Here is a 22497-nt window from a genome sequence, read left to right as displayed (position 1 = left end):
GCTAACACCTTCCGCGCTTTCAATCCAACCCAGTCGGAAGAAACCTACTCAATGGTGACGGCAAACCGTTTCTGGTCACAGATTTTCGGGATTGCTTTCTCTAACAAGCGCTGGTTGCACTTCTTCATGTTGTTCGTGCCAGTCACAGGCTTGTGGATGAGCGCCGTCGGCATCGTCGGTTTAGCCCTCAACTTACGGGCTTATGATTTCGTTTCCCAAGAATTACGGGCGGCGGAAGACCCGGAGTTTGAAACCTTCTATACCAAAAATATTTTGCTGAATGAGGGTATCCGCGCTTGGATGGCTCCTCAAGATCAACCCCACGAACAATTTGTATTCCCTGAGGAAGTTCTACCTCGCGGTAACGCTCTCTAAGTATTAAAAGCCGACCATGATCTGAATAAGAATTGTGGTTGCCAAGAATTGACACCACCCAGATTAAATAATCTCCTTGGCATAAGCCAAGAATGTGTCAATATTCCCCATTCTCCAGTCATCTCCCGCTTATTGGTGGGGGATTTTTTTATATATGGTTAATATCTCTAAATTTATGTGTTATATTAGATGAAGGTTATAAACCCGGAGCAGATGCTCTGCCCTTTTGAGACTAAGACCGCTTAGGCAACAAGGAGGTGATGCCCATGATAGAAAGTAGTAAATGCATGGGTCATCAGGTTGCAGTTAGCCGGCTGTGTGCCGGGGCTGTTCTCTAAAAGTTAGCCTTAGTCATCCTGAGATACTAAGTTAGCTCAAGTAGCTAGGCAAGCTCGGAGTTCCTTCCGGCAGTCTGGTTGCAACCTGAAGACCCGCTAGACCGCTCTGACTTAGATCACCTGATCTAAATCAGAGCGGATAGTTTTTTATGGGTGATTTTTGTTTTATCAAAGGTTGCTTTTGAAAACTTAGATGGCGATGCCTGCGGTGGTCACTGAGCGGCTGGTGAGCATCTCGGCTTCGCTCGATGGAGCCGCAGTCAAACCATGCCGAAGTATGGGCAAAGCCAACGCGTTTAAGTTTTCTTAAAAAGAAAAATATTTTGGCTCAAACCTTGGCAACTAATCAGATGTGAGTAATAGCGTCTATCTACTAAGTTTGATTTAAATATACATACACGCATTATGCCCTAGTTTATCCTCCCATACCTTCTGTGTGGAGAATAAAAGGGTTTGCCTTCATAAGATGCATGTAACAGATATATAGGTATATAGGAATTTTTTGATATGGCACAACTACTCACCGAGGCGGAAATTCAAGAAAATGCAAAGGTTTTGTCAGGTTGGACTGTTGAAGACTCCAAATTGCAGACTACTCGCAGATTCAAGGATTTTATCCAAGCAATTGAGTTTGTCAATAAGCTGGTGGAGCCGGCTGAGTCAGCAGGACATCATCCAGATATAGAAATTTCCTACAACAAAGTGAAGATTATCCTGACAACACATGATGCAGGCGGGCTGACGCAGACAGACTTTGATGTAGCGCGGGCGATTTCCCAAATCAACTAAGTGATTTTTCTGATATCTTACACTAGAAAACTGGAAGTCACGGCGACGCCAGACTCAGCGTTTAGCAAGCTTTAAAAGTGTAACTATGGGTTTTGCCTTTCGAGGGCGCAGGTTTCAAAACCCTTGATTCCTAAGCTGGTGTTTGTGATCACAATACCAGACAAGCAAACTTTGTTTGTATAGCCAAGCCAGTGTGTTTTAACTGGTGTTCTATTTCTACTAGGGCTAAGTACAAGAAGTTATTTTTGCTGACAAGCTGCTAAGTGTCTAAAGCTTTGAGCAATTTAGCCAAGTAGGGAGCAAATGCCCTAAACCCTACTCCCTACCTAGATATTTAGATAAGTATGTGTGACAGTTATTAAGCCGATCACTCCAATCTTGCCATCTAGATCAGATGTTTTATAATGTTATGATATAAACATATGTTTTTGCATAAGTTAATTACATAAGTTTTTAACCCCAAGTTAATCGTTTATTAGCTTTGCAAAAACTAAAATTGTAGTAGTGGCAACTATGCCTCATGCACAGGTTTCAATGATATGTCACATTTTTGAGATTTTAAGTGCAACGAATACAATTATCTAAACAAGGTGTGAGGAGTAAAGAAAAGATGTCTAATCTCTTGTGGAAATCCTTAGTGGTTAGCCCAGCAGTTTTGGGAGCAACATTGTTAGTTTCGACAACAGCAATTGCGGCTCCAACCACAACCACTAAAGTATCACCAGCCAAACAACCGGCTGTAACGGAAGTTGCCCAGCAGCCAGAAATATTGGCTCAAACAACCATAGATCAAGTTAATCGCTACAGCAATGAAGGCAACCAAAATAACTCTCAGTCTCAAGTAACATCGGTTTCTCAATTTTCCGACGTACAACCCACCGACTGGGCATTCCAAGCATTGCAGTCCTTGGTTGAGCGCTATGGTTGTATTGCAGGTTACCCAAATTCTACTTATCGCGGTAACCGTGCTTTGACCCGTTATGAATTTGCCGCTGGTTTGAATGCCTGCTTGGATCGGGTTAACGAATTGATTGCCACAGCAACAGCTGACTTGGTGACCAAACAAGATTTAGCGACTTTGCAACGGTTGCAAGAAGAATTTTCCGCAGAATTGGCAACCCTACGTGGTCGTGTCGATTCCTTAGAAGCGCGAACTGCTGAATTAGAAGCTAATCAGTTCTCCACTACCACAAAATTAGTCGGTGAAGCCGTTTTTGCAGTTAGTGATGCCTTTGGAGGTAAAACTGGTGACAACAACAAGGCCGTCTTCCAAGATCGGGTACGTTTAGACTTGCAAACCAGCTTCACAGGTAGAGACGTTTTACATACTCGTCTCGCTGCTGGTAATGCACAAGCCTTTTCACTAAGGGATAACGCTGGTAATCCGATCAACACTGCTGAAGGCACACAAACGTTTGAAGTCAGTGGCACTGGTAATAACAGTGTGAAGATAGACCGCTTGACCTATGAAGCTCCCATAGGGCCAGCCCAAGTTTACATTGCAGCTAGTGGCGGACGGCATAGCCATTATGCCGCTGTCAACAACCCTTACTTTTTTGATACTACTGACGGCGGTAATGGTGCTTTGTCTACCTTTGCTTCTGAAAGTCCCATCTATCGGATTGGTGGCGGTGCAGGTATAGCACTCAATCTACCCCTGGGTAAAGGTGGCGGCATCCTGGGAAATAGCTCAATCACTGCGGGTTACTTGGCATCGGAAGCTAATAATCCTGGTCTTGGTTCAGGTCTGACCGACGGTGATTATGCTGCTTTAGGACAGTTGAACTTTAGTGTTGGTAATCGCTTGGCTTTAGCTGCTACTTATGTTCACGGGTATAGTGGCGCAGGTGGTTTCTTGTTCAACTCAGGTTCCACGTCAGATGGAACTTTTGGAGATATTCAAGTAGGTACTGGACAAGCTAACGTTCTAAGTACTACAAATGCATCTTCAAGTAATTCTTATGGTGTCGAGGCTGCCTTTAGGCCCAGCGACAAACTGTCAATTAGTGGCTTCGTCTCTTACCACAATATCACCGGCTTTGGTGCAAATGATGATTTTGACGCTTGGAGCTATGGTGTTGGGCTAGCCTTACCTGATTTCGGTAAAAAAGGTAACGTTTTAGGTCTTTTTGCTGGTGTCGAACCCTATTCCTTTAACCGACCAGGTTTTGTTGGTAATGATAAACCCTATCACTTTGAAGGCTTCTACAAGTATCGCGTGTCAGATAATGTCTCAGTTACCCCTGGTGTAATCTGGTTGACCTCTCCTGGTCAAAACAGCGATAACGATAATGCGTTTATCGGTACACTCAGAACAACTTTCAGCTTCTAGAGTGCTGACTATCCACTGACAATTTTGAAATCTATTGATCCCCGCCATCAGGCGGGGCTTTTTGTTGTCGGTAGCAGCAATAAACCCCAGTAGGTAACCGGAGTATACTAAAAAGGTTAAGAGCTGTGAGTTAAGAATTAAAAAGTTCTAACTTACGGCGTGAGTAACTTTTTCTGAGCGAACTTTTCTAATAAAGGTTGGCGGTTACATGTTGCCTAATATCCTAACTCTGCCAATTTTAGATTTTGGTCGCACCTTTGGTGCGCTTCCAGCGCAACTTGGATTTTAGATTTTTCCTTCAATCTAAAATCAAAATTGAATGACTCCTAACTCCTAACCCTAACTTATTGCTGCTTGTGGAACTATCGTGTAAATCTGAATACGCAATTCTAGCCTTATTAGAGATGGCCGCTCATTACGAAAGCGGCGAACCACTGCAAATTCGACATATTGCAGCACAACAAAACATACCCGATCGCTATCTGGAACAGCTACTAGCAACCTTGAGGCGTGGGGGTATAGTCAAGAGTCAGCGTGGATCAAAAGGTGGCTATCTGTTAACGCGAGAACCTCGAAAAATCATCCTTTTTGAGATTTTGGAATGTTTAGAAGGGTTAGAGGCGCGGACTTGTGAAGAAAACGTTAATCTCAAAACGCTAGACAGTTCGGTTATAGAAGAAATTTGGCAAGAAGCAAGTCGCGCGGCAAATTCAGTGTTGCAAAAATATACGCTCCAGGATCTTTGTGAAAAACGAGATTCCCGGCGGCAGTTGGATATCATGTATTACATTTAGTCAAGAGTTAAAAGTCATTTGTTGATGACTTTTAACTCTTGACTAATAACTAAGTAAGTAGGCAAGAATAAATCAACCTATGTTACGCAATGTAAATATAATTAAATTAGCTCGCAGGAAGCGGCTCTCTCCCTAGAAAATAGGGCTGGAGCCGCTTCCCCTTATCACATTGGGAGACGCTCTTGCTACGCGTAGCGTCTTTAAGAGTTGCCATGCCGCAGGCTTTACGCTGCGCTATCGTTAGTTGTTCATGGGGGAAACTCCCTACAGCCCTTCTCAAAACAGGAGACGCTCTTGCGTTCGGGCATCCTACGGCAGGCGCTAGCCTCTCCCAATGTGAGAAGACCGCGCTAACTCCCAACAAACCTTTAATTATTCATACCCACTTAACTTAATAAGTAATAACTAATAACTAAGGACTAAATTATGCGAATAGCTCGTAACATTACAGAACTGGTTGGTCGTACACCCCTAGTGCAGTTAAACCGCATTCCCCAAACAGAAGGATGTGTTGCTGAAATTGTAGTGAAACTGGAAAGTATGAACCCATCGGCATCAGTCAAAGACCGGATTGGGGTGAGTATGATTAACGCCGCCGAGGAAGAGGGGCTGATTACTCCTGGGAAGACAGTATTGGTAGAACCCACCTCTGGAAACACAGGAATTGCCCTAGCAATGGCAGCAGCAGCCAAGGGTTATCGATTAATTTTGACAATGCCAGAGACGATGAGTGGGGAGCGTCGGGCAATGTTACGGGCCTATGGAGCAGAACTGGAACTAACACCAGGAATGGAAGGCATGAGTGGGGCAATTGGGCGAGCGCAGCAAATGGTTAATACTACACCAAATACCTATATGTTGCAGCAGTTCCGCAATCCAGCCAATGCAAAAGTGCATCGGGAAACCACAGCAGAGGAAATCTGGGAAGATACCGATGGACAAGTAGATATGATCGTGGCAGGGGTCGGCACAGGTGGTACGATCAGTGGTGTAGCAGAAGTGATTAAAGCACGCAAGCCTAGTTCTAAAGCGATCGCAGTTGAACCAGCTAATAGCCCAGTTTTATCTGGGGGACGGCCAGGGCCACACAAAATCCAAGGAATTGGCGCTGGGTTTATTCCCCAAGTGCTAAAGATAAAATTGATTGATGAAGTGATTACTGTCACCGATGAAGAAGCGATCGCTTATAGTCGGCGTTTGGCAAAAGAAGAAGGGCTACTATCTGGTATTTCCAGTGGAGCCGCTTTATGTGCAGCAATTCGCGTTGCCCAACGTCAAGAAAATAAGGGACGTTTAATTGTGATGATTCAGCCCAGTTTTGGTGAGAGGTATTTGAGTACACCGTTGTTCCAAGACCTGGAGGCAAGATTAGCCGCTAGCGTCAGTTAACGATAAATTGAATTAATGGTCAATTCTAAGCACGTTTCTAACCATTACGAAACTCTCAAAGTTAGTCCAAGTGCCAGCCAAGCGGACATTAAGCAAGCTTATCGCCGCTTGGTTAAGTTGTTTCATCCTGACAGTAATCAGGAAACAGCCGATCACGAGCAGATTATCCGCATCAATGCAGCCTATGAGGTCTTAGGCGATAACCAAAATCGCCGTAATTATGACCAACAACTGCAAGATGACTCCCAAAAATTAAATAGCGATCGCCTACAGCGGACAGCATCAGCGCAAAAGCATTACCAGACAAGACGAAAAACAGGACGCGATGTTGACGAGCAAGTAGAGGAATGGCTGCGCCAAGTTTACCAACCAGTAAATCGCTTGCTTTGTACTATTCTTTATTCGTTAGAAGAACAAATGGATCAATTAGCCGCTGATCCCTTTGATGATGAGTTGTTAGATGAATTTCAGGAATATTTAAAAACCTGTCGAGATGACTTGAAGCAGGCACAAATTACTTTTCGCTCCCTGCCGAATCCGCCTAGTCTAGCAAGAACAGCGGCTCACCTCTATTACACTCTCGATCAAGTAGCAGATGGACTCGAAGAGTTGGGTTACTTTCCTTTGAACTACGATGAGCGTTATTTACACACAGGTCAAGAACTATTCCGCATAGCTACGGGATTACACTGTGAAGCGCAAGCGTCTGTTACATAGTCATTACATTGGGGAGCCACTGCGTTGCCGGGGTTACCCCGGTTGTTCGCGCAGTGTCTCCGACAGGAGAAGCAAGTGGCGTCATTGGGCATTGGGCACTTGTACTGAGCATCTCGACTTCGCTCGATGGAGCTGGTGTCGTAAAGCCTGCGGCATAGCTACGCTTAGGGCGCAGCCTCTCCAAGAGTTGTATTGGGCATTGGGCATGGGTCAATTTCGCTGGATGACAAATGACACAGAACTTAGGAATTAGTTTATGCTGGAAACAGAAAAAGATTAAGAAATTTTAAATTCTGCTCCTAGTGTACTCATGCAATGTATTGTTAATCGTCGCGGCCAGTTTTCGGCAAGTCATCGTTATTGGTTGCCAGAACTGAGTGAAGCCGAGAATATTGAGAAATTTGGTGCTTGCTCTAGATTTCCGGGACACGGGCATAACTATGTCTTATTCATCTCCCTAGCCGGGGAATTGAATGAATATGGCATGGTACTGAACTTGTCTAATGTAAAACACGTAATTAAACGGGAAGTTACCAGTCAATTGGACTTCTCTTATCTCAACGATGTGTGGGCAGAATTTCAACAAACTCTGCCCACCACTGAGAATATTGCACGAATTATCTGGCAGCGACTAGCACCCCACTTGCCTTTAGTCCGTGTGCAGTTGTTTGAACATCCTGAACTTTGGGCAGATTATATGGGAAACGCAATGGAAGCCTACCTCACCATCAGTACTCACTTTAGCGCCGCCCATCGGCTAGCTCACCCTAACCTTAGTAACGAAGAAAACACTGAGATTTATGGTAAGTGCGCTCGTCCCCACGGTCATGGACACAACTATCATCTAGAAGTTACTGTCAAAGGAAAAATTGACCCACGCACCGGCATGATTATCGATTTAGGGGCATTGAACCAAGTAATAGAAGATTATGTAGTGGAGCCATTCGATCACACCTTTTTAAACAAAGACATTCCCTACTTTGCCGAAGTCGTGCCCACTGCTGAGAATATCGCACTTTACATTAGTAATTTACTGCGATCGCCTATTCAGGAATTGGGAGCTAAACTTTACAAAGTGAAACTGATTGAAAGTCCCAATAACTCCTGCGAAATCTACTGTACAGAGTCAGAATCAGATTCAGTTAGCGCAGCCGTGAATCAGCCAGTATTAGCACGCACGGGTTTAGCTAATTGAAAATCCAGGCATAGGACATAGGGAGTTTATATCATCTCCATGCCTAATGCCCTATAAACGAAAAGAATCTAAAATTAGAACAGTTTACTTACTAAACATTTCTGCGTTCACGAAGTGTCTCGGAACGAGAATCGCCAGCAAATAGCTCTAGGTAAGCAGTCGTCCAAGGCACTGGAGTTGTTTGCATAGAAACCCCCTAGCATTTTCCTAAATCATATTTTAAAATTACCGTCGCCGGGCGGAATGTCGCAAATAGCGATAAATGCCCCAGGCTAAAACTCCAAAAAAGAGATTTAGTAAAAAGCGACTAAATATAAACCACAAAATATCAGCATCAAAAAGCTTTGACGGACTCAAGGGACTTAGAATCCTGGCTAAGAGAAACAGCCCAAAAATAGCATTTCCACCTAGCACGAGGGCAAACAGCACTAAACTCCTCTGCCAGTAACGGCGCTGGGGTATACGGTCTGAAATCAGGATAATTACAGGTTTACCTTGCACTTTTCGCAGTAATTGTTCCAGTCGCCAAAACATCCACAATAGAAATGGAAATAAACCATAGCTAAGGAAACGCAGGGGTAGTGAGTAACGCCAAGCACTAGATAGGACATTAACTAGGGCATGACAGATTACAGAATTTAGCCAAGCCCGAAAAATGAACTTTTTGTCTCGATTTAAGCGAGTGTGGGAGGAAATATAGATTCCTAAGGCATATCCCCAAGGCGCAGAGAACATGGCGTGGACTGGTGTACCTATAGTCCGGTCAAGAATTGATGCGGTATCGTGGAAAAGGTAAATCCAATTCTCTTCGGCAGTGAATCCAAGGGCAACTGCTACAGTGAAGAGGAAAACGGTAGAGGGAAGTAATCGATACCTGCGTTGTAGATAGCAGGTTGGGACAACAACCGCTACTAACTTGCAGCCTTCTTCAATTGGGCCTACTTCCACGAGCTGCCGCAAGGCTATACCAAAAAGCGTAGACGCGCAACGGCTTGTCAAGAGACATTGCTTAATCTGATGCCAGTCCCCAACCTTGTTGGCTACAATTTCAAAAATCCATTCGAGGCTAAGGGCTAAGATACCAGATATTGCCCCGATGATAAAGAACATCAGCAACCTTGACAGAGGTGGGGTAAATGGCACCCGACAATAGTAGTAGCCTAGCAGCAGCAACGGTGGTATCGCTGCCCACAGCAGTAGAGAAAAATCAACCACTCACCTGAGCGATCGCTGTACGGTGACGGTGGGTATTGTTGGTGATAGTGGGAGTTTGGAAACCCGCCTCAACAATAGCTTGCTCAATGTCCAAAGCAAAATATTCATCTAAATACGGTTCAGTACTTTTGAGCAACGTCAAAATGTAGGCTGGCATTTTCTTGTAAACTTCAGATTTGGGATTCATGTCCATGATTGCCAAGTAGCCACCTGGACGCAGCACGCGCCGCATTTCAGCAAAAATTTGTCGGGTTGCTGACTGGGGTAATTCGTGGCACATCAAGAAAATTGAGACTAAATCAAATGAGGCATCTGGTAGCCCAGTAGATTCAGCTTGGGCATGAAGCCAATTAATTTTAGCTTGACGTTGTTGGGCGCGGTAATTGGCAACGGCTAAGAAGTAGGGAGATAAGTCCAAGCCTGTGATTTTGGCATGGGGATAAATTTCTTGCATGGCAAAGGTACTCAAACCTACAGCACACGCCAAGTCTAGGATATCTTGGGGTTGATTGGGGATTTGCGCTTTGAGGATATCGTGGTAACTTTGGCGCAGTTTAGCATCTCCTTCGGCTCCAGCATCCTGCCAAATTCCGGCATGGACAGTACGAGCAGCAACTTCTAGCTCCCAAGCGGCTTTCCAACTGAGGTCGCCACCTTCGTAGGCATGGAATGGCCGCAAGTAGTATTCTGGGTAGGAAAGCTGAGGATTTTCTACTTGAGCTAGATCAGCCTTCCAATCACGCGCCTGTAGTGTCTCGACTTCTTGCGTCCAAGGCACACCAATTCTTTCGGCACGTTTAATCATCATTTGTCTAGCTTGATGCTTGGCTAGGTTAGCTAAAGGCTTGATTGCCAGTACCCCATTTACCAAGCGGGAAGCGAAGCCGGGAGTAGTATTTACAGCAGCGGTCATAAATTAATTCGCGTTCAACAGCTTTTTTACTTATGACATACTTGCTGGATGTCAGTCTAGAAATGAATTGAATTGTATAACGGCAGTCTGCCTCCTTTGGCTTGCCCAAGCAACAAATATTATAGAAGGTTGACATTTGGAGAGCAGCAAAGTTCTGAGAAAATGAGAATTAGGCTGGTTTACATTTTGGAATTTTATTCAAGACTGGTAAAATTTTGATACTTAGCAACATTTGTCTCAACAGGGATAGCAAAAAGCTGAGTGCCATTTATAACAGTAAGTTAAGCTTATTGGAGTCAAATATGGCCAGAGGAAGAAGAAGAGCAAGTGGCTTTTTAAAAGATTTTCAAGATTTTGCCCTTAAAGGCAATGTAGTTGACTTGGCGATCGCTGTGATCATTGGTAGTGCTTTTGGCAAGATTGTTACTTCCTTTGTTGAAGATGTGATCATGCCATTGATTAATCCCTTGGTTAGTTTTACTGCCAAAGACTGGAGAACAATCACCATTAGTCCAGGAATAAAGATTGGTGAGTTTCTTGGCGCAATAGTTGACTTTGTAATCATTGCCTTAGTTTTATTTGTAGCAATTCGAGCCTTACAAAAATTCAAGAGACAAGAAGAAGTCGCCGATGAACCCTTGCCAGATCCTAACCTTGTAGCCCAAGAAAGATTGACTGGCGCGTTGGATAGACTCAACCAAACCTTGGAAACTCGGAATAATCAAGTTTTGTAAGCGGGGATTCGAGGGATGAGGGAGCAGGGAAGCAGGGGAGAATAATCAATACCCAATACCTAATGCCCCATGCCCAATGCCCTACTTTGCAGTAGGCTTGAGAGCTAACAACATTTCTAATTCACTAGTAGATTTATCAGGACTAATAGCGGTAAAACCAATACCACGAATCGAATTCAGGATGGTGATGGTATCGGCGTTAGACGATACAAAACTATTGATCAGGGGCACAGTTTTAGTTTTATCCATATCCAGGTATAAATAGCCACCGTTGGGTCTTTGCAAAGAACCAGTAACGGCTTTGAAGACATCGCCATTGTCGAGAGATAGATTCTTGCGATCGGCAACTGCGTCAGCAATTGGGCCACCAAGAGCTACAAATACAGTATCTTGATCCAGCCAACCATGTGCCAATAAAGCTCCCTGTCGGGGAATTTGCCATTCAGTTACGTCTTTACCACCGATATTTCTGTTGGCGACGTTGATTTGTTGGGTTTTGGCGAGGGTATCCAATTTCGTCAAGGTGGCTTCGGCAGTTTTGCGATCGCTAGTGTCAAATACTAAAGCACCTCCAAAACCAACATTTGCTAACACCCCTTGATTAGATGGAATCGCACCAAAGGCGAATTCCCCATTCATCCAACTAAAAATATCCTTATCCAGGTCAATATTGACAAATTTCAGTTGTCCTCGCACTTGTTCCAAAGCTTGCTTCATTTCTGGATAATCTTTTGACTGTTCTACTAGCGTTTCCCAGCTACGGCTGATGCCGTTTCCGCTAACCAGAGCAAAGGTATCAGTGGGAAATTGCCCCACTATATTTCCCGGACTTGATTGATACTGAAATTTATTTAGTTGCGGATCTAAATTGGCGATCGCTTTTACCCGCACTCCCGCATCATCAACACCAACACCCGCCACCACAGATTTTATCTGCTTCAGTTGCGCCAAGGCTTGTGGAGGTAACTGCTTTGCCTGCGGACTTGCGGCAGCTAATTGCTGTACCATCCCTGCATAGTCTGGGACATAAATTTGGGCAAGGCTGTTTTTGACATTCACTCCTTTGTTGAGAATGGTGCTGGCACCTTCTTTACTGGCAAAAGAAGACTGTCCCTTAAAGGTGTCAATTGCTTTTTCTACAGCTTGCTTTTGGAGGGCTAATACCAAGTGACTATTATTTAAAACTACGCTATATGTCGGCTTGCCATTTTCTCTAGTTTCGATAATTTTTTGACCTTGGTAGTCAGATTCCTGGAATTTTACCCCTTTTTGTGACTTCAATTTATTAGCAAAATTCAAGGCACTGAGTTTATCCTTGATTCCCACCACCATCAGGATATTCGCTTCCTGCTGTAGATTTGTTGGTACATTAGGTGCCCCAGAGGGCACGTTTAACTGTGCCGGTTTCACAGGATTTGGTGGCAGTACAGCAATCATTACATTACCAGCCCAAGGCTTTATGTCTTTTTCATAAGAAACGTTACTGCCACTGAATATTTGCTTATTGAAATCTTCCAGACTTTTTGCCACTAACTTTTGTGCTTCTGGAGTGCCAAACTGCTGTAACTTTGCCCAACCTTGAGAGTCAGTAGTAATATAAGTTGCCATCAACGCTGTTGAAGGTACTACTTTAGCACTGCCTAGAGCATCTGAGCTACCTCCTGATGGGCTTTTAAAATACGTATAAGCCGCTATACTTCCAGCTACAACTACAGCAGCGCCAATAGCAGGAATGAAAAGCTTTGATTTACTTTCGGGCATTTTGTTATCCTCTTTTGCTCAGATTGTCACCGAGATTTATACAAGTGTCATTGTAGAGTTTTCGGATTTATTAATAATTTCCGCTCATTGATCGGTATTTACTGATAAAATTAGTAGTCCTATAAGTTAGCGGTCTAAAATTACTCTCAAAAATACTTCAATGGGATGAGGAGCGAATCCGCAAATGATATGCTGTTCATTTCAAACAAAATAGCCTGTTCAACAGAGGCAAGCTATCCTAAGTTATAAGAATAATTAGGAGTATTTGTACTTAATGAGAATCTATCGAGGTGTAAGAGACTCTTGACTCGATGACAAAAAAGTGCAAAACATCAGGAAAAGTATATGCGGGAGGGATATGGAAAAAAGTCCAAGGATCGGCAGCCGACGTTCGGAAATTCGGGTGAGATTAATTTCAATTCCCCAATCGCAAAGGGGAGTCCTCAATTGATTTAGGAAATACAGACACCGCTTTTTGCTTAATTACATCCAGCCAAGGCAGACTTTTCAGGATTACAAGGTCAGTAAGGATCAATGTCGAAGTCTTATTTTGATACAGATAATAACGCACACAAACCTTTTGAGTTACCGGGAGCAAGACCACACTACAACCCCGATCGCCCCGGACAGGTAGAGCATATTTTTGTCGATCTCAGCTTGGATATCCCTAAGCAAAGCTATCAGGGCAGTTGTAGCATTCGCCTCTTACCAATCCGTAATGGCATTGACCGTTTGACTTTGGATGCTGTCAACCTGAATATCGAGTCTGTGCAGGTGGACGAGGTGGCACAAAATTTTGACTACCAGGGGGAACAACTTTCCATCCAACTTTCTGAGGCGACCCAGATTGGTAAACGCTTACTGATTGCGATCGCCTACTCGGTGGTAAAACCGCAACGCGGTATTTATTTTATTCAACCAGACAAGCACTACCCAAACAAGCCTACTCAAGTTTGGACTCAGGGAGAAGACGAAGACTCTCGCTTTTGGTTCCCCTGCTTTGACTATCCAGGACAATTGTCTACTTCAGAAATTCGCGTCCGTGTTCCCAACCCTCTGGTTGCGATTTCCAACGGCGAACTGATTGACACTACAGAAGATGGTGATTACAAAATCTACCATTGGTCACAGCAACAAGTTCATCCTACCTACTTGATGACTTTGGCAGTAGGTGATTTTGCCGAAATTCGGGATGAGTGGAAGGGTAAACCAGTCACCTACTACGTAGAAAAGGGACGGGAGGAAGATGCTAAACGCAGCATGGGCAAAACTCCCCGTATGATCGAATTTTTGAGCCAAAAGTATGGCTATCCCTATGCTTTCCCGAAATATGCCCAGGTTTGCGTCGATGACTTCATCTTTGGCGGGATGGAAAACACCTCCACAACCCTGTTAACAGATAGATGCTTGCTGGATGAACGCGCCGCCTTAGATAACCGTAATACCGAAAGTTTAGTCGTCCACGAACTCGCGCACCAGTGGTTTGGTGATTTGGTAGTGATTAAACATTGGTCTCATGCTTGGATTAAGGAAGGAATGGCTTCTTACTCTGAGGTGATATGGACAGAACAGGAATATAGTCTAGAAGAAGCAGCTTACTATCGTTTATTGGAAGCTCGTCGTTACATTAGTGAAGATAGCAGCCGCTACCGCCGGCCAATGGTAACACATGTTTACCGGGAAGCTATTGAACTTTACGATCGCCACATTTACGAAAAAGGGTCTTGTGTTTATCACATGATTCGGTTTCAATTGGGAGATGAATTGTTTTGGCAGGCTATCCAAACATTTGTCGAAGATAATGCCCATAAAACTGTAGAAACAGTAGACTTACTCAGGGCGATTGAAAAGGCTACTGGACGAAATCTTTTGTTCCTCTTTGACCAATACGTTTATCGTGGTGGTCATCCCGATTTTAAAGTAGCTTACTCTTGGGATGGAGATGCTAATTTGGCAAAAATTACGGTAACTCAAACCCAAGCTGCTGAAGGTAAAAATGGCAGTAAGGATTTGTTTGATTTAAAAATCCCTATTGGTTTTGGCTATCCGCAACAAGAAGAAGTCAGAAGTGAGGAGTTAGGAGTTAAAAATAATTCCCAACTCCAAACTCATAACTCACAACTCAAAACTTTTGTAGTGCGAGTAAATGAACGTGAACAAAGCTTCTACTTTCCCCTAGAAAATAAGCCCCTATTTATCAGCTTTGATGTTGGGAATAATTACCTGAAAACAGTAGCTTTGGAGTATCCAATACCAGAGTTAAAAGCCCAGTTAGAATCTGACCCCAACCCGATTTCGCGCATCTATGCAGCAGAAGCTTTGGCGAAAAAAGGCGGGTTAGAAGCGACAAAAGCACTATCTGCGGCGCTAAAAAATGACCCCTTGTGGGGTGTGCGTGTGGAAGTGGCTAAACAACTAGCCCAAATTAATTTAGACCAAGCCTTTGATGGCTTAGTTCTTGGATTAAAAGATAAAAATGCTTACGTGCGACGATCTGTAGTGGAAGCACTTGCTCAAATCAAAACTGCTGAAAGCTATAAAGTTGTGAAAAGCTTGTTGCAAAAGGGCGATCCCAGCTACTACGTGGAAGCAACAGCCTCTCGTGTGATCGGGGCGATCGCATCTGCAAATTTGGAAGAAAAACCCAAGGAAGACAAGGTATTAAAGCTGCTGAAAGGCGTTTTAGAAGAGAAAGCAGGTTGGAATGAAGTCGTGCGGAGTGGTGCAGTTGCTGGTTTAGCTGAATTCAAAACTTCGGAAACAGCCTTAAATCTGCTAATCGAATACACCAAACTTGGTGTACCCCAACCTTTACGTTTAGCCACAATTCGCGCTTTAGGAAAGATTTCTGTAGGTCAGAATCCGGTTAATTTGGAACGAATTTTAGAAAAATTAACAGAACTAGCCAAAGAAACCTTCTTTTTAACGCAAGTGGCCGTAGCAGCAGCATTAGGACAAATGGAAACACCCAAAGCAGTCAGGATTTTGCGATCGCTAGCTGAACAAGCAGTCGATGGGCGTGTACTTCGTTATGCTGAAGAAGAAATTTCTAAGGTACAAAAGAATATTGGTTCAGAAAAAACCCTGCGTCAATTGCGTGAAGATTTCGACCAACTCAAACAACAAAACCAGGAATTAAGAAGCCGTTTAGAAAACTTGGAGGCCAAATCTAAATAGCACTACATGATAATTAAAAGTAGCTAATTGGTAATTGGTAATTGTGGCAAAACCACTACCAATTATCAAATTTATAGCAATCCTAAATGAGAATTATATTATGAGTCGCGGGTTGATTCATCCACCTAAGTATACATTTTGTCCTGCAAGAAAGCGAACAGATAGATGGGCAGTTTATAGATTGCTGGTTTATTGAGCGTCAGCAGGAACCTTCTCGCTCTAAATTAGTGATAGTAGTACTGAATCCCTATACCCTTACTCTGGTTAGTCAAGAAAAGTCTGTTTCTGTTAGGAATAACTTCTGAATGGGCTGTAATTACAGTCACAGCAGTCACCTATGGTGCTATTTTATCAACTTCATTATGACAAGTGTTTTAGAAGACCATGACCGCAGGAGTATTCAAGCAAAGCTAAATGGGTGGCTAAGACAATCTGAATTTTAAAATGATTAAATCTAAGACAGTAATAGTACTACTGCTCCAGATAACTGTTAGTAAATAAAGTTACTTAACTATCGCAGTTTTTTTTAATTTGTATACATCAAACATAGGTAAATATTTATATTTTTATAAACAATGGTTAAGAAAATATAAAATCATCTGAAACTTGGATAAGTAGTTGTAGTTTTATAAAGTATAATTAAGAAAAAGATAAACAAATCTAGGCAGTAATATAGGCTAAAATCGCCTCTAACACTATCCCCAAAGGATAAAGTTCTAGTTGTTTTAGATAAAAGACTACCGCAATCCTGAACTTGCAACTAACTTGTGGGTCAGCATAAAAACCATCATTGTAAATTTTTCAGTTGAAGAGGCAAAAAAAGGCGTGGGTCAGTATCAACCTACTCAGCTAAAACTCTATAATGCAGATGCGATCGCTCGCTACTATAGTTATCGTCCCTGGCTAGCATGGGGGCGACTGCTGAGAATTATCTCCTCTTTTGCAGGATTTTTACTCAATCTCAAGTGGGATGAATGGCAAGATAAAGTTGAGCAGAACAAGGGTAAACGAGCTATCCAGTTGCGAGAACTGCTGACCAGGCTCGGCCCGACTTTTATTAAAGTTGGTCAAGCCCTCTCTACCAGACCTGACCTGATACGCAAAGATTTCTTAGAAGAACTGATAAAGTTACAAGACCAGTTACCACCTTTCGATAATGCAATCGCTTACCAAATTATCGAAACTGAGCTAGGCCGTCCAATCCATGAAAGTTTTAGCGAACTGTCACCTAACCCAGTAGCAGCAGCTAGCTTGGGTCAAGTATACCGTGGTCGTCTGATCAGCGGCGAAGAAGTCGCAGTGAAGGTGCAACGCCCCAACTTACACCCGGTGATCACACGCGACCTATATCTGATGCGTTGGGCAGCAGGTTGGCTAGCTCCTTGGTTGCCTTTAAATCTTGGTCATGACCTAACTTTAATTGTGGACGAGTTTGGTACGAAGTTATTTGAGGAAATTGACTATATTAATGAAGGCCGCAACGCCGAGAAATTTGCTAGCAACTTCCGCAACGATCCGCAAGTTAAAGTTCCAGGTATTTACTGGCGTTATACCAATACCCACGTTTTAACCCTGGAATGGATTGACGGCTTCAAGCTGACAGATACTAAACGCATCCGCGAAGCAGGTTTAGACCCAGAGGCGATCATCCAAATTGGTGTTACTTCAGGATTGCAACAGCTTTTAGAACATGGTTTCTTCCATGCTGACCCTCATCCCGGCAATTTGTTTGCGATACCCGATGGACGTATGGCTTACATTGACTTCGGCATGATGGATCAGTTAGAGGAAAGCTCCAAAGAAGCACTGGTAGATGCACTAGTGCATTTGGTAAATAAAGACTATACCGACTTAGCCGAAGATTTTGTAAAATTAGGATTTCTGACTCCAGACACGAATATTTGCCCAATTGTGCCAGCATTAGAAGCGGTGCTGGGAAACGCTATTGGCAAAAATGTCAAGGATTTTAACTTCAAAACTATTACCGATGAATTCTCGGAACTGATGTACGAATATCCTTTCCGAGTTCCGGCGAAGTTTGCTTTGATTATTCGTTCCTTGGTGACTCAGGAAGGTATTGCCCTGAGCCTCAACCCAGATTTCAAAATTGTTGAAGTGGGTTATCCCTATATAGCACGGCGGTTGCTGACAGGGGAATCGCCCCAATTACGGCGGCGATTATTGAATGTGTTATTCAAAGATGGTAAATTCCAGTGGCAGCGGTTAGAAAATTTGATTGCGATCGCTCGTAGTGATAACAACTTTGATGTATTGCCCACAGCCCAGATGGGGTTCCAATATTTAATGTCCGAAGAAGGCAGGTTTCTGCGGCGACAACTGGTACTTGCTCTTACCGAAGATGACCGCCTCCACACCGAAGATGTCCAACGCCTGTGGAACTTGATTAAAGATGACTTAAAACCGGATCGTTTACTAAATGTAGCGATCAGTATTTTAACAGACTTATCCAGGGAAGGCGCAGCTGCTATCCTCCCAAAAGCTACATTCCTTAGGTCTTTTGCTGGAAATCAGTCAACAAACAAAAAATAAAAATTATTTAATATAAATTAGGAGTTTTCATGTACTATTTTCCTGTGCAACCGCCTTATTTTCTGTTACTTGTTGGCTTTCTAACAGCATTAACATCTGGTTTGGCATTATCTGGCACTTTGAAAGTAATTGTGCAGAAATGGCCAAGCGAACGCACGGAAAATACTAAACCTCGTTCTTCACTGAAACAATTATTTGTGCCATTTCTTGGCATAACTGCCGGTACTTGTCTATTTCTGTCTTCAGGCTTAGAAATATTTGGCTTTCCCTCGTCTTTGGCTTTAGGAGTCGGTCTACCAATTAGTCTGTTTACTTGTTTATTAATTTGGTTGCAGTTAGGAAGTATGATGACCTTTATAGAACGCGAAGGTATGCGATCTTTAGATTTAGATTCTATGTCATAGATTTAAAACAATATGGTTAAGTTATTATTAACTGAACTGTATTGATATGTAAAACACTTTACTAATATACAACTCAACCTAAATGCTCACCAGCGCTGGTGAGCATTTATACTTCTGGTAAGCTAATGTACTTTTAATTCGCATAACTAGGGCGCTCATGTTGCCCACCCCACAAGAGTTTAAATTCCAGGTAATATGCAAGTTAAATGTCCAACAGCTTCTGAGGATTTGTCAAGGCTTTGTAGAGATGCTATTAATCACCTCTTCACATCTATTAGGGCTTGGATAGGATTTAGTAATCGGATAAAAATAGGTATTATTACAGTAGTCATTACCCGCATTATATATGTAAATATAGTGTTTGATTGAAATCGGAATAAGCCGTATAATTCTGCTGTCTATAAACGTATTTTTGATGTTAGTTTCAGTCAAATTTTATTTAAAAAATAGAACCTTATGAATCAACAAAAAGTAGACGTTTGTTTTTGTATTTTAGCTTTGGTAAAAGATATTGCTCTCATCCTTTTCTATTAGCTTAAGATTCAGTGAAATTGCGTTTTGAGATTACAAAATAGCGGATGTTCTACTGATTATTTCACATAGGTGGAGTCTTCTTTGAGAGGATGTTTTAAAAGTCCTTTTGTCGGTAGCAAAACGTTCTAGATCCTCTAAATCTCCCAATAAATTGGGGGACTTTGATTTTGTTTTCCCCCTCAAAAAGGTGAGCCAGCGCGGTCTTGGGGTTTCCCCAAGTGGAGCGACTGGCGTGGGCTAAGGGGGATCAATAAGTGCCTAAAATCACAGCCAACCGCTTTTCAAACAACCTCTGATGCACAACCCAAAACTTGGAGGCTAAATATGACTACGAAAAACTATAGCTTTATCTCTGTACTTACAACGGATGACTACTTAGAAGGCATTTTGGTTTTGAACTATTCATTAGCAAAGACAAATTCAAGATATCCTTTTATACTTCTAATAACACCCAATTTATCCAAGGAAGTAATTGAGTCCCTCGCCAAACATAACATTAATTGTATTACTATTGAAAACATTAATAATCCAAGTATAAGAAATCAGAAAACATATCGATGGCATTTCACCTATTCAAAGTTGAATATTTTCGGACTAAATCAGTTTGACAAATTAGTCTATTTAGATGCTGACATGCTGATAGTTAATAATATCGATGAACTGTTTGAAAAGCCTCATATGTCTGCTGTCAATTCAGGAGGAATGTTGCCCAAGCTTTTGTCTTGGACAAAGCTAAATTCTGGACTTATGGTTGTTGAACCATCTAGAGAATTATTTGATGACATGTCATCTAAAATTGGCAAGATAGAGAGCGTTGCGTCAGGGGGTGACCAAGACTTCCTTCATGCCTACTACTTCAATTGGCCAAATCAAAAAGACCTTCATCTTGATCATGGATACAATATGTTCCAGATTCATCTGGATGAGTACAATCAATTATTTGGCTATGATTTTAATCATGCTCAAAAGCCTATAAAAATAATTCACTACATCGGTGAAACCAAGCCATGGCATTTGTACAAATCAGCTTATGAGAAAAAGCATCCATATAGAACCCTGAAAGATTTTATTCGTCGTTTTATAGGTTATTCAAAGCATCGGATGATACTTAAAGCAAATGAATTGTGGTTCAAGCACTACAGGGATTTGACCTTTAGGAGGATCTAAAGTTTTGGATACCTCAGCCACCACTTTTCAAACATCCTCTAATCTTTCTCATTTCCAGAAAGGATTTTGATGTTGCTGGTTGGCTCAACAAAGAAGGTGGATAATTTTCAACTGTGCAAAGGCTAATAAATAAGCTGATTTAACTGGTATAGCTTTGCTATATTATTAGTACCCATTAATTCTATCCTTGAAGTTACGATACTTTAGCTTAATATTATTGACTCTTTGCTGAATAAAACTACTAGTAGACTTTTGCAGAAGCACTAGCTGGTTTGGACGCGTAAAGGTTTGAGGACGTTGTTCAGGCGATTTTAAATAGCGATAATATAAGAAAACATCGCGGTAAGGAATATCAACATCTTCACCCTCACAAAGCCGCACAAAAGCTGAAGAAGATATACTCATATAGTGTAAGTACGTCAACCTCCGCCCTTCGTCGTAAAGGACGTTATTTACCACATCAAATTGAGAACTCCAGTGGTTACCCGTTGCCTGTTCGCAGTCATGAAAAGCAAAGTTATAATACGAAATCCCACTTCTCAACACCATGTAGTTAAATAAAGATTGGTCAGGCGCTAAAAAAGCCATAACATCTGCCTCACCTGATGTTAATTTGTTGAGTAAGTCGGCTCTTATAGCTGTAGAAAAAATATTTTTCTTACTGGCAAACCAACCAGCACAAAATACTTTAGATTGCAAGTTCTCTGAGTTAAAAACTTGCTGCATCTGCCCTGGCGAACCATCAAAAATAAATTTTAAATCAGACTTATACTGAAAATCATTGACTACCCAATCATAGGTATCTAATTTTTCATATACATCATCTACAGGCCCCATTAATAAAGTATCTGCATCAAAATAAATAAATTTATCAAAGGGACCATCCACAGCACAAAATTTGCGATGCATTGGTAACTCATAGAGTTCTGGAAAACCCCACTCTCGCCAAGTTTTTTGTGCTCTAGGGTAATTTTTCCATATCTGGATAGCAAAGTTATCCCAATAAGCTATGGAATCATAATTTTCAAATAAGGTGACATTATCTCTAGATGCAATCTCTACCTTTACTTTGTCTAACCGCTGATTATATGGAAGTATACAAATAGGAATTTTCCTGCCTGCATTAGCTTCTATACTGTTGAGCAACGCAACTAATTGGTCATAGACAACATCATTCGCTAGGATGTAAATGCCATCAATCATTGGGATACTCCTAATATTAAGTGCGGGCAACAACAAAGGGAAATAAACGGCGAGTCAGTTTGGGAATGAAAGCGAATTTGCCCTCATGGAGATAACGATAGTGTTCCCACAATTGCCAATAGGGACTACCAGTTTTAATCCGCGTACCAGCCCAATGAAGATATTTTAGTCGTTGTCCTCGGTCATAGAGGGCGTATTCTTGCTGCTGGAAATTTTGCGAACCTGCCCAACTACCAGGTCCTCCCCCAGGAATTTTAACGAGATTACCACGCTTGGCAATCAGCTTGAGCACAAGATAATTCAGAATAGGTTGGTCTGTAACTCCTTCAGAAAAATCAAAATATTCGCGATGTACTGCACACTCGCGCAAAGCTTCATCCATCTGTTGTTCGGTAATAATTCCTTTTCTCGAAGCCCAAAAGCCACTGTTAAAAACATCTTGAAGTTGGGCATCGGAAAAAATTTGCTGCTCTTTCACAAATGGGTCAAAGATATTTCGCAGCTTGTCATTGGCATGATGGTAATCACAACAGAAGAAATCGACTTCTGAAAGTTTGTCTAAATTGTCGGCGATTTTTTCAAAAACGACAATATCCGTATCTATATAAATAAATTCATCTAAAGGGCCAAACCACACCACCAGTTTACGCATTTTGTTGGGTAAGGCGAGAAAATCTCGATCAAAAATTTCTCCAATGCGTTTGGTAAATTTGTCAATAAGTTCTAAATCTGGGAAAATTTTGACGTTGTGTAAGGTAGCAAGCTGTTCTGCTACCTTCTGATAATTTTCATTAAAAGGTATGAGATAAACGGTTACTTCTGGGTCATAGTAACGAATGCTATTGAGTAAGGCAATAGCATTATCGATAACACGATCATTGGCAACAATATAAATTCCCCTACTCATAAA

16 protein-coding genes and 1 pseudogene are annotated in these 22497 nt (G+C 42.2%); 12 read left to right on the top strand and 5 right to left on the bottom strand.

Going from position 1 to position 22497, the window contains the following annotated elements:
* The 7 genes and pseudogenes from V7K49_RS19595 to V7K49_RS19565 all read left to right on the top strand — a co-directional run.
* A pseudogene (locus tag V7K49_RS19595) lies at positions 1–375 on the top strand (photosystem II D2 protein (photosystem q(a) protein)); the annotation flags it as partial.
* Positions 376–1220: 845 nt separating this feature from the next.
* Positions 1221–1502, top strand: a complete 282-nt coding sequence (locus tag V7K49_RS19590) for a 4a-hydroxytetrahydrobiopterin dehydratase (RefSeq protein ID WP_334872178.1) — start codon at positions 1221–1223, stop codon at positions 1500–1502.
* A 610-nt stretch (positions 1503–2112) separates the two neighbouring features.
* Complete coding sequence (locus tag V7K49_RS19585; RefSeq protein ID WP_335206972.1) at positions 2113–3834, top strand: iron uptake porin; 1722 nt, start codon at positions 2113–2115, stop codon at positions 3832–3834.
* Between the two features lie 356 nt (positions 3835–4190).
* Positions 4191–4628 carry an RrF2 family transcriptional regulator gene (locus V7K49_RS19580; protein ID WP_335206970.1) on the top strand — a complete coding sequence of 146 codons (438 nt, stop codon included), beginning with the start codon at positions 4191–4193 and terminating at the stop codon, positions 4626–4628.
* A 426-nt stretch (positions 4629–5054) separates the two neighbouring features.
* Positions 5055–6017: a cysteine synthase A gene (gene cysK, locus V7K49_RS19575; RefSeq protein ID WP_334721911.1), complete on the top strand. Its 963-nt coding sequence runs from the start codon at positions 5055–5057 to the stop codon at positions 6015–6017.
* Positions 6018–6032: 15 nt separating this feature from the next.
* Positions 6033–6734 (top strand): J domain-containing protein, encoded by a 702-nt coding sequence (locus V7K49_RS19570; protein WP_334721910.1) that lies wholly within the window; start codon positions 6033–6035, stop codon positions 6732–6734.
* Positions 6735–7044: 310 nt separating this feature from the next.
* On the top strand, positions 7045–7929 hold the full coding sequence (locus tag V7K49_RS19565) for a 6-carboxytetrahydropterin synthase (protein WP_335206968.1): 885 nt from the start codon (positions 7045–7047) through the stop codon (positions 7927–7929).
* Between the two features lie 225 nt (positions 7930–8154).
* Here V7K49_RS19565 and V7K49_RS19560 read toward each other — a convergent pair whose 3' ends face one another.
* Together V7K49_RS19560 and V7K49_RS19555 are read right to left on the bottom strand one after the other, a co-directional pair.
* Complete coding sequence (locus V7K49_RS19560; protein ID WP_335206967.1) at positions 8155–9144, bottom strand: PrsW family intramembrane metalloprotease; 990 nt, start codon at positions 9142–9144, stop codon at positions 8155–8157.
* The gene (locus V7K49_RS19555; RefSeq protein WP_335206965.1) at positions 9137–10057 is read right to left on the bottom strand and encodes a class I SAM-dependent methyltransferase; all 921 of its coding nucleotides are present in this window, start codon (positions 10055–10057) and stop codon (positions 9137–9139) included. The genes V7K49_RS19560 and V7K49_RS19555 overlap by 8 nt, the downstream gene beginning before the upstream one ends.
* A gap of 302 nt (positions 10058–10359) precedes the next feature.
* On the opposite strand from V7K49_RS19555, the gene mscL reads away from it, so the two are divergent.
* Positions 10360–10791, top strand: a complete 432-nt coding sequence (gene mscL, locus V7K49_RS19550; RefSeq protein ID WP_334872166.1) for a large conductance mechanosensitive channel protein MscL — start codon at positions 10360–10362, stop codon at positions 10789–10791.
* Positions 10792–10872: 81 nt separating this feature from the next.
* On the opposite strand, the gene V7K49_RS19545 is transcribed toward mscL, so the two are convergent.
* On the bottom strand, positions 10873–12552 hold the full coding sequence (locus tag V7K49_RS19545) for a DUF3352 domain-containing protein (protein ID WP_335206963.1): 1680 nt from the start codon (positions 12550–12552) through the stop codon (positions 10873–10875).
* 534 nt (positions 12553–13086) lie between these two features.
* Here V7K49_RS19545 and V7K49_RS19540 point away from each other — a divergent pair.
* From V7K49_RS19540 to V7K49_RS19525, 4 genes are all read left to right on the top strand, one after another.
* Entirely contained in the window at positions 13087–15729 is a 2643-nt protein-coding gene (locus V7K49_RS19540; protein WP_335206961.1) for a M1 family metallopeptidase, read from the top strand.
* Between the two features lie 825 nt (positions 15730–16554).
* Entirely contained in the window at positions 16555–18279 is a 1725-nt protein-coding gene (locus V7K49_RS19535) for an ABC1 kinase family protein (RefSeq protein WP_335206960.1), read from the top strand.
* Positions 18280–18308: 29 nt separating this feature from the next.
* Entirely contained in the window at positions 18309–18683 is a 375-nt protein-coding gene (locus V7K49_RS19530) for a hypothetical protein (protein WP_334872159.1), read from the top strand.
* 858 nt (positions 18684–19541) lie between these two features.
* The gene (locus V7K49_RS19525) at positions 19542–20384 is read left to right on the top strand and encodes a glycosyltransferase (RefSeq protein WP_335206959.1); all 843 of its coding nucleotides are present in this window, start codon (positions 19542–19544) and stop codon (positions 20382–20384) included.
* A 165-nt stretch (positions 20385–20549) separates the two neighbouring features.
* On the opposite strand, the gene V7K49_RS19520 is transcribed toward V7K49_RS19525, so the two are convergent.
* Together V7K49_RS19520 and V7K49_RS19515 are read right to left on the bottom strand one after the other, a co-directional pair.
* Positions 20550–21587, bottom strand: a complete 1038-nt coding sequence (locus tag V7K49_RS19520; protein WP_335206957.1) for an Npun_R2821/Npun_R2822 family protein — start codon at positions 21585–21587, stop codon at positions 20550–20552.
* A 16-nt stretch (positions 21588–21603) separates the two neighbouring features.
* Positions 21604–22494, bottom strand: coding sequence for an Npun_R2821/Npun_R2822 family protein (locus V7K49_RS19515; RefSeq protein WP_334872154.1), 891 nt, complete (start codon positions 22492–22494; stop codon positions 21604–21606).
* Positions 22495–22497: the final 3 nt, after the last annotated feature.

Source organism: Nostoc sp. (assembly GCF_036919675.1).
In the GTDB taxonomy this organism is placed as follows: Bacteria; Cyanobacteriota; Cyanobacteriia; order Cyanobacteriales; family Nostocaceae; genus Nostoc.
Note: the sequence above shows the minus strand (reverse complement) of the source record. Positions and strands in the feature narration are given on the sequence as shown.